We start from the raw sequence: 14,760 nt of genomic DNA on the forward strand, positions 1-14,760 counted from the left end.
CTGATCCACCCCGAAGGGCTTCACCGTTCGACTTGCATGTGTTAAGCACGCCGCCAGCGTTCGTCCTGAGCCAGGATCAAACTCTCCGTGAATGTCATCCCGTAATCGGGAACACACCCGCGTAGAGCGGCACAGCAGCCAGCGGAATAGCCGACCCTGTGCACTGCGTCCTCGCTAGTGTTTACTACTCTATTTTTTCCCAAAGGAACCACGACCACCCACATGACGCGGGCGGACGGGGCATCAACATTTGGCGTTGACTTTTGGCACGCTGTTGAGTTCTCAAGGAACGGACACTTCCTTCAGGCGGCTTTCACACCGACCCTCCGGGCGCTTCGTTCTGTTCCAAACCTTAGCGGATTCCTGCTGCACAAGCCAATTCCGCTATTTTCCGATAAACGGCGCAGCACAACACCGCCATGCCGTCTGATCAGGGGTTTGTCGCCACCACATGTTCGTAGGGCAACTCGAAGGACACTACGCGTCCGTCCGACCGAGGTCAAATCGCCGTGTCGCGGGCGGACACCGCTGCCCGCAGGCGCTCGAATTCCGCCGCAATGCCGTCCAGCGTGTAGTGGGCGTTCAGGCCGCTGGGGTTGGGCAGGACCCATACCTCCGTGTCGCCGATGCCCTCCGCCTGCGGGCCCACGGTCGTCCTGGGGCGGCCGAAGGCGGTGCGGTACGCACCGATGCCGAGGACGGCCAGGGCCCGGGGGCGCAGTGTCTCCACCCGTGCGATCAGGGCCTGTCCGCCCTCGCGGAATTCCGCCGGGGTCAACTCGTCGGCCTTCGCGGTGGTCCGGGCCACGACGTTGGTGATGCCCAGGCCAAGCGGCAGCAGTTCGTCCTGCTCCTCCGGGGTGAACTGCCGCGGGGTGAACCCCGACCGGTGCAGGGCCGGCCAGAACCGGTTGCCCGGGCGGGCGAAGTGCCGTCCGGTGGCCCCGGACCAGAGTCCGGGGTTGATCCCGCAGAACAGCACCCGCAGCCCGGGCCCGGCCACATCGGGGATTGTCGCGCTCTTCGCCGCTTCCAACTGCGCCGCTGTGGGCGCGGTGCTCTTCCGCATCGGCCCAGTCTTCACGGCCCCGCCCGCAGTCGCACAATCACCCCCCCGGACGACGCACCCCCACCCCCACTACTGCTTGGACATCTCCTCGGCGATGGCCGCCGCGAAGTCGTCGATGTCGGCCTCGGTGGTGTCGAAGGCGGCCATCCAGCGGACCTCGCCGGTGTGCTCGTTCCAGAAGTAGAAGCGGTAGCTCTTCTGCAGGCGCTCGCTGACCTCCCTCGGCAGCAGGGCGAAGACGGCGTTCGCCTGGACCGGGCGGACCACGGTGACGCCGTCGATGTCACGGACTGCGGCTTCGAGGCGGCGGGCCATGGCGTTGGCGTGGCGGGCGTTGCGCAGCCAGAGGTCCCCGGTCAGCAGGGCCTCGAACTGCACCGAGATGAAGCGCATCTTCGAGGCGAGCTGCATCGACATCTTGCGCAGGAACAGGATGTTCCTGATCGCGTCCGGGTTGAGGACGACCACGGCCTCGCCCAGGATCAGGCCGTTCTTGGTGCCGCCGAAGGAGAGGATGTCGACGCCCGCGTCCGTGGTGAAGGCGCGCAGCGGGAGGTCGAGCGACGCCGCGGCGTTGGCGATGCGCGAGCCGTCGACGTGGACCAGCATGCCGCGCTCGTGCGCGTGGTCGCAGATGGCCCGGATCTCGTCGGCGGTGTAGAGGGTGCCGAGCTCGGTGCTCTGGGTGATCGAGACGGCGAGCGGCTGGGCCCGGTGCTCGTCGCCCCAGCCCCAGGCCTGGCGGTCGATCAGCTCGGGGGTGAGCTTGCCGTCCGGGGTCGGCACGGTGAGCAGCTTGATCCCGGCGACCTTCTCCGGCGCCCCGCACTCGTCCACGTTGATGTGGGCGGTCTCGGCGGTGACGACCGCGCCCCAGCGCGGCAGCAGCGCCTGCAGGGCGACCACGTTGGCGCCGGTGCCGTTGAAGACCGGGAAGGCCTCGGCCCGCTCGCCGAAGTGGCTCCGGAAGACCTCCTGGAGGTGGGCGGTGTAGTCGTCCTCGCCGTAGGAGATCTGGTGGCCGCCGTTGGCCAGGGCCAGGGCCGCGAGGACCTCCGGGTGGACGCCGGCGTAGTTGTCGCTGGCGAAGCCCCGTACGGAGGGGTCATGGCGGCGCACGGCGTCGGTAGCCAAAGCATCCGTACGTACGGCGTCGGTCATCGGGGAGTCAGCCACAGGTGCTGTCCGTTCAGGTCGGCTGCGGGTCGGTTCCACAGGTCGGTGATGGTGTCGGCCAGGTCCCCGGTGTCCGTGTAGCCCGCGAACCGGGCGTTGGGCTTCGCGGCGCGCATCTCCGGGGTCACCAGGGCCTTGATGACAAGGATGGCAGCCGCCGCGCGTTCCTCGTGCTCCTCGGCGGAAGCCAGCGTGCGGAAGGAGTCGGCGAGGGAGAGGGTCCAGGTCTCGGCGGCGGCCTTGGCGGCGGCGTAGGCGGCGTTGCCCGCGGTGGGCCTGGCCGCGCCGGCCGCCGAGACGATGGCGAAGCGGGCGGCGGGGCTGCGCAGCAGGGCGTCGTGGAAGCCGAGGGTGGTGTGCTGGAGCGTGCGGACCAGCATGTCGTGCAGGTAGTCCCAGTCCGACAGGTCGATGTCGGTGAACTTCTTGCTGCCGCGCCAGCCGCCGACCAGGTGGATCAGACCGTCCACGCTGCCGTGCTCGGCCTCGATGTGGTCGGACCAGTCGTGGGCGGCCTGCGGGTCGAGCAGGTCCAGCACCTGGCCGACGACGGTGGCGCCGGGGACGGCCCGGCGGGTGGCGTCGAGCAGGGTGTCCAGCCGGCGCGGGTCGGTTCCGGCGCAGCAGACGGTGGCCCCGGCCGCGGCGAGGGCGCGCACGGTGGCCCGTCCGGCCGGTCCGGTGGCCCCGGCCACGGCGACCACCCGGCCGCTCAGCAGCTGCCCGTCCCGCGCCCGACCGTCCGACGCCTGCCCGTCCAGCGGCTTCATGCGGCGCTCCGGAGCTCGCTGGTGCCGGTGATCCCGGTGGTGGAGGCGATGACGCCGGAGAGCTTCTTGGACAGGGCCTCGTAGAACATGCTGAGCGGGAACTCGTCCGGGAGGACGGCGTCGCACAGGGCCTTGTTGAGGGCCTTGTTGTCGCTGTGCCCGGTCAGCGGCAGCGCGTCGGCGCCCTTGGCCCAGACCGAGGCCGGGTGCGGGGTGAGGTAGCGGGAGACCAGCTCGTAGGCGGCGATCCAGTGGGCGGTCTTGGGCCGGTCGATGCCGTCGCGGTAGAGGGTCTCGATCTCGGTGCAGAGGTCGGTGGTGACCTCGGCGACCCGGTCCCAGTCGATCCGGAGCCGGTTGTCGGTCCAGCGCAGCGCGTCGTGCTTGTGCAGGTACGCGAAGAGCAGCTGGCCGCCTAGGCCGTCGTAGTTGCGGACCCGGCCGCCGCTGACCGGGAAGCGGAACAGCCGGTCGAAGAGGATCGCGTACTGCACGTTGCGGCCCTGCTCGTAGCCCTCCTTCTGCAGCTGCACCGCGGCCTTGAAGGCGGTGAGGTCGCAGCGGAGCTCCTCCAGGCCGTACATCCAGAACGGGCTGCGCTGCTTGATCATGAAGGGGTCGAACGGCAGGTCGCCGTGGCTGTGGGTGCGGTCGTGGATCAGGTCCCAGAGCACGAAGGTCTGCTCGGCCAGGTGCTGGTCCTTGAGCAGCGCCTCCGCCTCGTCCGGGATCTCCAGGCCGAGGGTGTCCACGGCGGCGGTGCTGACGGCGCGGAAGCGGGCGGCCTCGCGGTCGCAGAAGATGCCGCCCCAGGTGAAGCGCTCGGGGGCCTTGCTGACCGAGACGGTCTCCGGGAAGAGCACCGCGGAGTTGGTGTCGTAGCCGGAGGTGAAGTCGACGAAGGTGATCGGCACGAACATCGGGTTGTCGAAGCGGGTGCGCTCCAGCTCCGCGAGCCAGTCCGGCCAGACCACGTTGAGCAGCACGGCCTCCAGGTTGCGGTCCGGGTTGCCGTTCTGGGTGTACATGGGGAAGACGACCAGGTGCGGCAGCCCGTCCTCGCGCTGCGCGGCGGGCTGGAAGGCCAGCAGCGAGTCCAGGAAGTCGGGGACCGGGTAGCCGGACGAGGCCCAGCGGCGCAGGTCGGCGACGACCGCGTCCAGGTAGGCGGCGTCGTGCGGGAACGCCGGCGCGAGCTCCCCGATCGCGTCGGTGATCGCGGCGACCAGGGCATCGGCCTCGTCCCTGGTGCCCGCGCCGCGGGAGTTGAGGTCGATGGAGCCGTCCTTGGACTGGAGCGGGCGGAGGGCCTCGACCGACGCCTTGAGCTGCTTCCAGGCGGGGTCCGCTGCCATCTGAGGGGTGGGCGAGAGATTTTCCATGTCTACCCTGCCTGTACCGAAGGAACTGTTGTTAAGACACCGTATATACAGAAGGTTCTTCTGTTCAAGGCATCATCGAACGACTTGATCACATCTCCTGGAATCCACCTTCTCCCGATAACCCGCGACCCGCTCGCCGCCCACGATGCGGGACACCGGCCAGGCACCTGAACTGCGCGGGTTCCGCCCCGGTACGCTGCGGTATCCATGGATCCGGGCCCCGCGCCGGAAGCCGTCGCCTCAGGAGCTGAACTGATGACCACCACCACCGGAAGAACCCGTGTCGCCGTCCTCTCGGCAGGTGCAGCGCTGCTCGCGCTGGCGGGTTGTGCTCCGCAGGCGACCAGCAGCCAGACCGGGGCCAGCGCCACCGCCTCCGGTTCTGCCTCCGGCTCCGCCGCGGCGGCCGCCTGCGCCAAGGGCGCGCTGCAGACCGCGACGGCCGGCACGCTGACCATCGGCACCGACAACCCGGCCTACGACCCGTGGTTCCAGGACAACAAGCCCGCCAACGGCAAGGGCTTCGAGTCGGCGGTGGCCTATGCGGTCGCCGACCGGCTCGGCTACCCGCAGGCCAAGGTCTCCTGGGCCGTGGTGCCGTTCAACAACGCGGTCACCCCCGGCGTGAAGAAGTTCGACTTCGACATCAACCAGGTCTCGATCAGCGACGAGCGCAAGAAGGCCGTGGACTTCTCCTCGGGCTACTACGACGTGCGCCAGGCCGTGGTGACCCTCGCCAACTCCAAGTACGCCGGCATCACCGACGCCGCCGGGCTCAAGGGCGCCAAGATCGGCGCCCAGGTCGGCACCACCGGGCTGACCGTCGCCACCGACGTGGTGAAGCCCAGCACCCAACCGGCCGTGTACGAGACCACCGACCTGGCCGTCGCCGCGCTGAAGAACCGCCAGGTCGACGCGATCGTGGTGGACCTGCCCACCGCGTTCTACGTCACCTCGGTGCAGGTGCCCAGCGCCAAGGTGGTCGGGCAGTTCCCGGCCGACGCCGCGACCGGCAGCGCCGAGCAGTTCGGGCTGGTGCTCAGCAAGGGCAGCGCGCTGACCTCGTGCGTCTCCCAGGCGGTCGACTCGCTGCGGACCGACGGCACCCTGGACCGGCTCGCCAAGCAGTGGCTGCCCGCGTCCGACACGGCGCCGGTCCTGAAGTGACCTCGGACTCCCCCGGCGCGGACCCCGTCGTGCCCGGCATGCCCGTCGTGCCCGTCATGGAGGAGCCGACCCCCTACACCCCGTCGGCGCGGCGGATCGCCCGCGAGCAGTACCGCCGCTCGCGGGCCCGCCGCTCCTCGCTGATCGCCGGAGTCAGCACCGCGGCCACCGCCGCGGTGCTGTACTTCGTGATCACCGGGTCGCCGGGCTGGCAGCGGACCAGGGAGACCTTCTTCAGCTGGAGCGACGCCAGGGCCTCGTTCCCCTCGATCATCCGCGGCCTGGTGCTCAACCTGGAGCTGCTGGCGGTCTGCAGCGTCTCGGTGCTGGTGCTGGGCCTGCTGATCGCCATGGCCAGGACCGTGCGCGGGCCGGTGTTCCTGCCGCTGCGGTTGCTGGCCACCGCCTATGTCGACTTCTTCCGCGGCCTGCCGCTGATCATCCTGGTGCTGCTGACCATGTTCGGCGTGCCCGCGCTGCAGCTCACCGGGGTCACCATCGACCCGATCAAGCTCGGCGGCGCGGCCCTGGTGATCAACTACTCGGCGTACGTGGCCGAGGTGTTCCGGGCCGGCATCGAGTCGGTGCACCCGAGCCAGCGCGCCGCGGCCCGCTCGATCGGGCTGACCAGCGGTCAGACCATGCGCTTCGTGGTGCTGCCGCAGGCCGTCCGCCGGGTGGTCCCGGCCCTGCTCAACGACATGGTGTCGCTGCAGAAGGACACCGGTCTTGTCTCCATCGGCGGGGCTGTGGACGCGGTCGCCGCCTCCCGCATCTACGAGGCGAGCACCTTCAACTTCACCTCGTACATCGTGGCCGGGGTGCTGTTCGTGATCCTGACCATCCCGATGACCCGCTTCACCGACTGGGTCACCCGGCGGATGGACCGTCGGCGCAGCCAGGGAGGCCTCGCATGAGCCCCAGCACATCCGCCGAAGGGCCCGTGCCGGCCGGGGCACCCGCGCTGCGGGAGGAACCCGTGCTGCGGCTGGAGGCCGTGCGCAAGACCTTCGGCGGGAACGTGATCCTCCGGGACATCGACCTGGAGCTGCGCCGGCACACCGTCACCGCGCTGATCGGGGCGTCCGGTTCGGGCAAGTCCACGCTGCTGCGCTGCTGCAACCTGCTGGAGCAGATCGACGACGGCGCGATCTTCCTGGACGGCGAGGAGATCACCGATCCGCGGGTCGACCCGGACACGGTGCGGCGCAGGATCGGCGTGGTGTTCCAGGCGTACAACCTGTTCCCGCATCTGACGGTGCTGCAGAACCTCACCCTGGCCCCGCGCCGGGTGCACGGCATGGGCAAGGACGCGGCCGAGGCGCGGGCGGTCGAGCTGCTCGACCGGCTCGGGCTCGCCGCCAAGGCCAAGGAGTACCCGGACCGGCTCTCCGGCGGGCAGCAGCAGCGGGTGGCGATCGTCCGCGCCATCGTCGGCGACCCCCGGCTGCTGCTGCTGGACGAGATCACCGCAGCGCTGGATCCGGAGCTGGTCGCCGAGGTGCTGGAAGTGGTCCGCGACCTCAAGGAGCAGGGGCTGACCATGGTGCTGGCGACCCATGAGATGGCCTTCGCCAGGGACGTGGCCGACCAGGTCTGCTTCCTGGCCGACGGCGTGATCCTGGAGCAGGGGCCGCCGGAGCAGGTGTTCGGCGACCCCCAGCACGAGCGGACCAAGCGCTTCCTCGGCCGGCTGCACGCCGCCGGCCGGATCTGACGGTTCGGCACAACGGTTCGGCGCAGGGGAGCGCCGAACCGCCGGACGGGCCGTCAGAGGCCGTGCGCCGCCAGCGGGCCGACCTTCCAGCCCTGCTCCTCGCAGTGGTCCAGCAGCCGGGGCAGGGCGCTCAGGGTGGAGGTCCAGGAGGCCGGGGCGGCCGTGCAGTCGGAGTCGTGCAGCAGGACGGTGCCACCGCCGCGCAGATTGCCGGTGACGGTGTCGAACACCGAGGTGCCGGTGGCGCTGGCCCGCCAGTCCTGGCCCCAGCTGGTCCACAGCACCGGCTGCATGCCCAGCCGCCGGGCCGCGCGCAGCGCCGAGGTGGTGGCGATGCCGTACGGGGGGCGGTACCAGCGCGGGGCCGTCCCGGTGGCCTCCGTGACCAGGCCATGGGCGCGGCGCAGGTCCTCGTGGGTCGCCCGCGGGGTGCGCAGCGGCATCGGGCGGTGCAGGTAGCCGTGGACGGCGACCTCGTGCCCGGCGGCGGCGATCTCCCGGCCGAGGCCGGGGTCCCGCTCCAGCATGAAGCCCAGCAGGAAGAAGGTGGCCTTGACGCCGCGGGCCTCCAGCAGCTTGAGGAAGCGCGGGGTCGACAGCGGGTCGGGGCCGTCGTCGAAGGTCAGCGCGACGTGGCCGGGGTCGCCGAGGCCCGCGTAGCGGGGCAGCAGCCGGGTGCGCAGCGGCTCGAGCGGCTGGATCGAGGTGATCGCGGGGGCGGCGTGGGCCAGGGCGAGGCCCCCGGCCAGTACGGCTGCGGCCTTGACGACACGGCTCAACGGACCGACTCCATGACGGTGGGGGCAGCGGCGGCTGCCGAGGCGGGTACGGAGGCGACGGCGACGGCGACGGCGGCCTGGGCCTGGACGGCCGGCACAGCCGGGACGGCCGCGGCGGCCGGGACCGCGGCGGCGAGGTGGCCGAGGCCGGCGGCCTCCAGCAGCACCCGGGCGGCGTCCCCGGCCGGGAGCGACAGCACCGCCGAGGCCGTCGCCGACGGAACCGACGCGACGGACGGAACCGCGCCGCGGCCCTGGCAGGCCGCCTGGTCCAGCGCCTCGGCCAGTTCGCCCGGGTGGCGCACCCAGCGGGCCACGCCCGCCTCGTCCAGCGCGGCGGCGTTGGTCAGGCCGTGCCCGGGTATCGAGCGGTAGGTGATCACCGGCAGTCCGCTGGCGACGGCCTCCTGGACCGTCATCCCGCCCGCGTTCTGCACCAGCACGTCGGCGGCGTGCATCAGGCTGGGCATGTCGTCCACCCAGCCGAAGGCGTGCCGGACGCCGGCCGCCAGCAGCCGCTCGCGCAGCGGCTCGTTGCGGCCGCAGACCACCAGGCAGGTGAGGCCGGGATCGGCGGCCTCCACGTCGGAGACGGTGCGCTCCAGCTCGCCGGCCCCCCAGGAGCCGCCCACCAGCAGCGCCAGCCTGGCGTCCTGCGGCAGGCCCCAGCGGGCCCGGGCGGCGTGCCGGAGCCGGTCGGTGGCCGGGGTGAAGCGCCGGTCCACCAGCGGGGCGATCACCGAGACGTTCCGGCAGCCGATGCCGCGGGCCTGCTCGGCCGGGATCCGGTTCACCGCCAGGTGCGCGTCCACGTCGGGCGAGGCCCAGAGCCGGTGCACCGAGAAGTCGGTGAGGTACGTGTGCACCCGCTTGGTCACCTTGCCGCGTCTGCGCAGCCGTCCGAGCACCTGGCTGGCGAGCGGGTAGGTGGAGACCACGATCCGGACGTCCTCGTCGGCGACCACCCGGCGCATCCGGCGCCCCGCGAGCGCGGTGAACAGGGTGGCCTGCATGCTCATCATCCGGTGGTTGTCGAGGCTGCCGTAGAGCAGCTTCCAGGTCCACGGGGCCCGGTCCAGCATCCGGTGGTACGAGCCGACCAGGATCCCGCCGGCCGGGCCGGGCAGCAGGTCCAGGAAGTCGTACCGGTCGACGGCGACGCCGGCCTCCTCCAGCCGGGCGGCCAGTTCCGCGGCCACCGCGTCATGGCCGGCTCCCACGCTCGCGGACACGATCACCGCACGCGGTGGCGCGAGGCGCTCGGAGCGGGCGCGGCGCTGCATCGGGAGGCGGATCAGTCGGCCCATGGTGAGGTCTCGTCCCTGCTGGTGGTCGCTTGGTCGCCGGGGCAGGACGTTGGCGGTTCCCCCCCGGTGATTCGGGCCGCTCAAACCTAACGACCGCCCAGCGCCGCGAAGACAGACCCGGGGATGATTCACGATCACCAACCACGTAGTCCCGCAGGGGCAGGCGAAGGGCGGCGTACTCCCAGGGGAGTACGCCGGGTCTCGGGGGGACGGGCCTCCGGTCGGCCGGTCACTGGGGGTGACCGGGGAGGGGGCGCGCGGGTCCGGGCGGTCTCCCGGAGTACACCCCGATCCGCTGCTGCCCTTGTGCGCCCCCCGCTGCGCCCTATGACGGCCGGTCACCCGGAGTCATGGTGGAGCCAGGCGCAGCAGACGGCCCCGTACGGGGCTCCGTCGAAGGGAGTCCTGGGTGCACGGTCCCGCCTTGGTGGAGTGGCTGCTGGCCGGACTGATGGGGGCGACCGGGCTCTACTGCCTGAGGCGGACGCTGCGGAGGGGCGCGTCCCCGGCCGAACGGCAGCTCGACGGGTCGGAGACGCTGAAGGGGCTCGGGATGGCGGCGATGGCCGTCCCCTACGGGCTGGGCCGGGGGGTGCCCGTAGGGGTGTGGGCGGTGCTGTTCGGGGGCGCGGCCCTGTGGTCGCTGCGCGCCGGGGTGCGGGCGGGCGCGGGGCACCGGGGGCACCACCTGTACCACGGGGTCGGGCATCTGGCGATGATCTACATGGCGGTGGCGATGGCGGGCGCCACCGGGGCGGCGGGCATGGCGGAGATGCCAGGCATGGGCGGGGCGGGCGGCGGGGGCATGGGGCTGCCGCTGCTGACCGGTGCGCTGCTGGTGTTCTTCGGCGGCTACGCGCTGCTGTCCGGGGTCCGGCTGATCGCCGCCCCCGCCGTCGGCACCGGAGCGGGCACCGGCGCCGACGGCGGGTCGGTGCTGGGCCGGCTGCTGGGCGCGCCCGAGCTGCCGCAGGCCTGCCGGATGGTGCTCGGCCTCGGGATGTTCACCATGCTGCTCACCATGTGAGCGGGTGCCGGCTGAGCTGAACGGTCGCGTGGCGTGTGTCACGCCGGAGGGAAACCACTGCCGCCGCTCCCCCGCCGCGTCTAGGTTGGGGCCGTACGCAGTGTGGCGTACCCCTGCTCCTGTCGGCGGAGGCCCTCGTTGAACGCGCTTCCCGCGCTGCTGCTGCTCGGTACGGTGCTGGCCACGGCAGGCCCGCGGTTGCTCGCGCGGGCGCGCTGGGCGGAGCGTGAACCCGTCCTCGCGCTGGGCGCCTGGCAGTGCCTGGTCGTCGCCGTGCTGCTCTGCTGCGGGCTGGCGCTGGTGCTGACCCTCGCCGCCGCCTGGCCCACCGCGCACGTGCTGCTGTTCTCCGGCGCGCCGCACGGCGTCGCCGCGGCCTACGGCTTCCCGCTCGGCCGCCCCTGGGCGGTCGCCGCCGCCTGCCTGTTCGCGGTGGGCGGCCTGCGGACGGCGCTGGCGCTGGCGAGCGAGGTCCGCTCGGCCCGGGCGCTGCGCCGCCGCCGGGCCCAGGAGCTGGCCCGGCAGGCCCCCGAGCTGCCCTCCTGGCTGCTCCGACGCGGGGTGTCCAGGCGCCGGGCGTCCCGGCGCGGCGGGTCGGGCGAGCGTCTTGTGGTGCTGGAGAACGCCCACCCCACCGCCTGGTCGCTGCCCGGGCCCCGGTCCCGGCTGGTGGTCACCACCGGCGCACTCCACCGTTTGGGCCATCGCGAGCTCGCCGCTGTGCTGGCGCACGAGCGCGGGCACGTACGGGCCAGGCACCACTGGCTGCTGCAGTGCGCGGAGGCCCTGAACACCGGCTTCCCCGGGGCCGGGATCTTCCGGCTGTTCCGCGAGCAGGTCGGCCGGCTGGTGGAACTGGCCGCGGACGACTCCGCCGCCCGGCAGCACGGGCGGATGGCCACCGCGCTGGCCCTGGTCGAGCTGAACACGGCGGTCGGCCCGGACCCGGCCTGCCCGTCCCCCTTCGCCGAGGTGCCGGGCCGGGTGGACCGGCTGCTGGCGGGCCCGTCCCGGCTGCCGGTGCGGCACCGGCTGCAGCTCACCGCGATGTCGCTGACGGCACTGAGCGCACCCCTGCTACTGGTTTTCGCCCCCGGCCTGCGCGCCATCAGCTGAAGCGTCCTGAAACCTATGGGTTTCATCGCATTCTGGTCTTCGCTCAGTCCTTTCTCAGCCGACCGCGCTACGCTTCCTCGCAGCGGGCCGAGTATGGACGGGCCAGCTGCGGGCAGGCGCTACGCAGGCAGAATGCGCAAGCATGCCGAGCCGGTCAGGACCTGGTCAGGACATGAGGTGAACACTTCGTGACAGTATTTCTGCTCGCCGTGGGCGCGGCCTGTCTGCTGGGTCTGGGCTTTGTGCTCCAGCAGCACGCCGCCCAGCTCGCGCCCCGGTCGGAGATCCTGTCGTACCGGCTGCTGCTGCGTCTGATGCGGCAGCGTGAGTGGCTGCTCGGCATCGCCTTCATGATCGGCGGCCAGGTGCTGAGCGCGATGGCGCTGTCCGCCGGACGGATCTCACTGGTCGAACCGCTGCTCGCGACCAACCTGCTGTTCGCCATGGGTCTGGCCCGGAGAATCACCCGGCAGACCCTGGGACGCTCGGGCTGGGGCGGTGTGCTGCTGCTGGCCACCGGGGTGACCGTGTTCATCGTCAGCGGGCAGCCCACCGGCGGCGGCACCGAGGCCGGGGTGCTGCGGCACTGGCTGGTGTTCGGCCTGGTCGCCGGGGTCGGCCTGCTGCTGGTCTCGATCGCCCGGCGGCTCCCGCTGTTCGAGGAGGCCACCCTGCTGGCCCTCGCGGCCGGGCTGCTCTACGGCCTCCAGGACGCGCTGACCCGGACCACCGGCCAGCGGTTCGAACATGGCGGGATCACATCGGTGCTGCACAGCTGGCAGACGTACACCGTGATCGCCATCGGCGTGGTCGGCCTGATCCTGGTGCAGAGCGCGTTCGAGTCGGCCCCGCTGAAGATGTCCCTGCCCGCCCTGACCGCCGCCCAGCCGCTGGCCGGCATCGCCTGCGGTGTCGGCTTCCTCGGCGACCAGCTCCGGGTCACTCCCGGCGCGCTGGCCTGGGAGGCGGTGGCGCTGGCCTGCATCGTGCTGGGCGTGATCGTGATCGGCCGGCACCCGGCGCTGCCGGACGCCTGCCCGGACAGCCTCAACCGGATCGAGGAGACCGTCCGCCAGGCCCAGCTGGCCGCCACCCGGCGGCAGCGGGCGGGCGTGGGCCAGGCGTAGCCGCCCGTACCGGTCGGCCTCGGGCTCAGCTCACCGGTGTTCAGCTCACCGGTGTTCAGCTCACCAGCATCGAGGCCAGCACCGAGCGGTGCGTCGGACGGGCCTCGGTATGGCGGTCGCGGCCGTCCGGGGTGAGGCAGACGCTGACGCCGCGGCGGTCCTCGGCGCACATCGAGCGCTGGACCAGCCCGGCCTTCTCCAGCCGGGCGATCAGCCGGGACAGCGCGCTCTGGCTGAGGTGCACCGAGGTGGCCAGCTCCTGGATCCGCAGCGAGGCGGCGCAGTCCCCCGCCGTGGCCTCGACCAGCCGCTCCAGCACCTCGAACTCGCTCATCCCCAGCCCGTGGTGCTCGCTGAGCTCGCGGTCGAGCGCGCAGGCCGTGGCGGCCTGGCGGGCGAGGAGGGTGCGCCAGGCGTCGACGAGCTCGGGCTCGGCTGCCGGTTCTGCGGGATCGGTCACGGCACAAGACTAGCAGATGCAGCGGAACTTTATGAGTTCACATTAAATCCACGTGCATTGAATGCACATGCATGTAGTCTCCTCCTCATGACCACAGCCACTCCCGCTCCTCCCTCCTCCTGGAGCCCTCGACTCTGGGGCACCCTCGTCGTCCTCTGCGCGGCACTGTTCCTCGACGCCCTGGACGTGTCGATGGTCGGCGTCGCCCTACCGTCCATCCGCACCGACCTGGATCTGAGCACCTCCGCCCTGCAGTGGGTGGTCAGCGGTTACGTCCTCGGCTACGGCGGGCTGCTGCTGCTCGGCGGGCGCGCCGCCGATCTGCTGGGACGGCGCCGGGTGTTCCTGGTCGCGCTCGCGGTCTTCGCGGTCGCCTCGCTGCTCGGCGGCCTGGTCGACGACGGCGGCCTGCTGATCGCCACCCGCTTCGTCAAGGGCGTCGCCGCCGCCTTCACCGCGCCGGCCGGGCTCTCGATCATCACCACCACCTTCAAGGAGGGCCATGAGCGCAACCGGGCCCTCAGCATCTACACCACCTGCGGGGCCAGCGGCTTCTCGCTCGGCCTGGTGCTGAGCGGGCTGCTCACCGAGGCCGGCTGGCGCTGGACCTTCCTGATGCCCTTCCCGCTCGCCCTGCTCGCCCTGTTCGCCGGCATCAAGCTGATCCCGCGCCAGCCCACCCCGCCCCGCGAGGGCCGCGGCTACGACCTGGCCGGGGCGGTCACCGCCACCGGCGGACTGCTGCTGCTGGTCTTCACCGTCACCCAGGCCCAGGGCGTCGGCTGGGGCAGCCTGCGGACCGCGCTGTCGCTGATCGCGGTGGTCGTCCTGTTCACCGCCTTCATCCGGATCGAGCAGCGCACCGCGCACCCGCTGGTGCGGCTCGGCATCTTCCGCAACGGCCCGGTGGCCCGGGCCAACCTGGGCGGCGTGGCGCTGTTCGGCGCGTACGTCGGCTTCCAGTTCATCGCCACCCTCTACCTGCAGACCCTGCTGCACTGGTCCGCGCTGCACATGGCGCTGGCCTTCCTGCCGGCCGGGGTGATCGTCGCGGCCTCGGCGACCAGGATGGGCGCCCTGGTGGACCGCTTCGGCACCACCAAGCTGATGCTGATCGGCTTCCCGGCGGCGCTGCTCGCCTACGCCAACTTCCTCAGGATCGGTGAGCACGGGGACTACCTGACGGTGATCCTGCCCTCGATGATCCTGCTCGGGGTGCACTTCGCCCTGGTCTTCCCCTCGCTCAACATCCAGGCCACCTCCGGGGTGGCGGACGCCGAGCAGGGACTGGCCTCCGGGCTGGTGAACACCTCGATCCAGGTCGGCGGGGCGATCGTGCTCGCCATCGTCACCGCCGTGGTCACCGCCGGAGCGGTCGGCGGCACCGCCCACGCCCAACTCGTCGGCTACCGCCACGCGCTGGCCGTGGTGACCGGGGTGGCCCTGCTGGGGCTGCTGGTCACCGCGACCGGAGCCGTGCTCGACCGGCGGACGAAGCAGGCGGTCGTCCACCCGGTGCCGGACTACGCGCTGCCGACGGCGGTGGAGGAAGCGGCCAAGGTCGGCGTCGAGCAGTAGCAGACAAGCCAAGCAACCGCCCGTCCGGGCGGGCCCGCCGATCCCCCGTGTCGGCGATCCCACCCGGGCGGGCTCCCGCGTTCCC

At 71.9% G+C, this 14,760-nt stretch carries 14 protein-coding genes and 1 rRNA gene; 7 read left to right on the plus strand and 8 right to left on the minus strand.

All coding sequences use genetic code 11. The features are described 5' to 3' along the window. The 5 genes from ACEZDG_RS34530 to ACEZDG_RS34550 form a co-directional block, all read right to left on the minus strand. A 16S ribosomal RNA gene (locus ACEZDG_RS34530) occupies positions 1 to 92 on the minus strand; the annotation flags it as partial. A 407-nt stretch (positions 93 to 499) separates the two neighbouring features. Then, the gene (mug, locus tag ACEZDG_RS34535; RefSeq protein WP_380517899.1) at positions 500 to 1,069 is read right to left on the minus strand and encodes a G/U mismatch-specific DNA glycosylase; all 570 of its coding nucleotides are present in this window, start codon (positions 1,067 to 1,069) and stop codon (positions 500 to 502) included. Between the two features lie 69 nt (positions 1,070 to 1,138). Beyond that, complete coding sequence (locus ACEZDG_RS34540) at positions 1,139 to 2,230, minus strand: threonine aldolase family protein (protein ID WP_380517902.1); 1,092 nt, start codon at positions 2,228 to 2,230, stop codon at positions 1,139 to 1,141. After that, positions 2,227 to 3,015, minus strand: coding sequence for an SDR family NAD(P)-dependent oxidoreductase (locus tag ACEZDG_RS34545; RefSeq protein WP_380517905.1), 789 nt, complete (start codon positions 3,013 to 3,015; stop codon positions 2,227 to 2,229). The genes ACEZDG_RS34540 and ACEZDG_RS34545 overlap by 4 nt, the downstream gene beginning before the upstream one ends. Further along, positions 3,012 to 4,370 (minus strand): DUF6421 family protein, encoded by a 1,359-nt coding sequence (locus ACEZDG_RS34550; protein WP_380517908.1) that lies wholly within the window; start codon positions 4,368 to 4,370, stop codon positions 3,012 to 3,014. The genes ACEZDG_RS34545 and ACEZDG_RS34550 overlap by 4 nt, the downstream gene beginning before the upstream one ends. 282 nt (positions 4,371 to 4,652) lie before the next feature. Here ACEZDG_RS34550 and ACEZDG_RS34555 point away from each other — a divergent pair, with 282 nt between their 5' ends. From ACEZDG_RS34555 to ACEZDG_RS34565, 3 genes are read left to right on the plus strand one after another with little or no spacing between them, the layout of a single operon-like run. Continuing rightward, a complete protein-coding gene (locus ACEZDG_RS34555) occupies positions 4,653 to 5,564 on the plus strand; it encodes an ABC transporter substrate-binding protein (protein WP_380517910.1) in 912 nt (303 codons plus the stop codon). Positions 5,565 to 5,602: 38 nt separating this feature from the next. Further along, entirely contained in the window at positions 5,603 to 6,481 is an 879-nt protein-coding gene (locus ACEZDG_RS34560) for an amino acid ABC transporter permease (protein WP_380517912.1), read from the plus strand. Continuing rightward, the gene (locus tag ACEZDG_RS34565; protein ID WP_380517915.1) at positions 6,478 to 7,281 is read left to right on the plus strand and encodes an amino acid ABC transporter ATP-binding protein; all 804 of its coding nucleotides are present in this window, start codon (positions 6,478 to 6,480) and stop codon (positions 7,279 to 7,281) included. The genes ACEZDG_RS34560 and ACEZDG_RS34565 overlap by 4 nt, the downstream gene beginning before the upstream one ends. Positions 7,282 to 7,334: 53 nt before the next feature. Here ACEZDG_RS34565 and ACEZDG_RS34570 read toward each other — a convergent pair whose 3' ends face one another. Together ACEZDG_RS34570 and ACEZDG_RS34575 are read right to left on the minus strand one after the other, a co-directional pair. Continuing rightward, positions 7,335 to 8,060, minus strand: a complete 726-nt coding sequence (locus ACEZDG_RS34570; protein ID WP_380517919.1) for a polysaccharide deacetylase family protein — start codon at positions 8,058 to 8,060, stop codon at positions 7,335 to 7,337. Further along, a complete protein-coding gene (locus ACEZDG_RS34575) occupies positions 8,057 to 9,367 on the minus strand; it encodes an MGDG synthase family glycosyltransferase (protein ID WP_380517922.1) in 1,311 nt (436 codons plus the stop codon). Before ACEZDG_RS34575 ends, ACEZDG_RS34570 begins: the two co-directional genes overlap by 4 nt. A 409-nt stretch (positions 9,368 to 9,776) precedes the next feature. On the opposite strand from ACEZDG_RS34575, the gene ACEZDG_RS34580 reads away from it, so the two are divergent. The 3 genes from ACEZDG_RS34580 (at position 9,777) to ACEZDG_RS34590 (ending at position 12,637) form a co-directional block, all read left to right on the plus strand. Continuing rightward, positions 9,777 to 10,394, plus strand: coding sequence for a DUF5134 domain-containing protein (locus ACEZDG_RS34580; RefSeq protein WP_380517924.1), 618 nt, complete (start codon positions 9,777 to 9,779; stop codon positions 10,392 to 10,394). Between the two features lie 138 nt (positions 10,395 to 10,532). Further along, positions 10,533 to 11,510 carry a M56 family metallopeptidase gene (locus tag ACEZDG_RS34585; RefSeq protein ID WP_380517927.1) on the plus strand — a complete coding sequence of 326 codons (978 nt, stop codon included), beginning with the start codon at positions 10,533 to 10,535 and terminating at the stop codon, positions 11,508 to 11,510. 188 nt (positions 11,511 to 11,698) lie between these two features. After that, positions 11,699 to 12,637: a DMT family transporter gene (locus ACEZDG_RS34590; protein WP_380517930.1), complete on the plus strand. Its 939-nt coding sequence runs from the start codon at positions 11,699 to 11,701 to the stop codon at positions 12,635 to 12,637. A gap of 55 nt (positions 12,638 to 12,692) precedes the next feature. Here the strand turns inward: ACEZDG_RS34590 and ACEZDG_RS34595 are convergent, their stop codons facing one another. Then, a complete protein-coding gene (locus ACEZDG_RS34595; RefSeq protein ID WP_380517933.1) occupies positions 12,693 to 13,097 on the minus strand; it encodes a MarR family winged helix-turn-helix transcriptional regulator in 405 nt (134 codons plus the stop codon). Between the two features lie 87 nt (positions 13,098 to 13,184). Between ACEZDG_RS34595 and ACEZDG_RS34600 the strand changes: the two genes are divergently transcribed. Beyond that, positions 13,185 to 14,675, plus strand: coding sequence for an MFS transporter (locus ACEZDG_RS34600; RefSeq protein ID WP_380517936.1), 1,491 nt, complete (start codon positions 13,185 to 13,187; stop codon positions 14,673 to 14,675). The last annotated feature ends 85 nt before the right edge of the window (positions 14,676 to 14,760 follow it).

Source organism: Streptacidiphilus alkalitolerans (genome assembly GCF_042511045.1).
Lineage (GTDB): Bacteria > Actinomycetota > Actinomycetes > Streptomycetales > Streptomycetaceae > Streptacidiphilus > Streptacidiphilus alkalitolerans.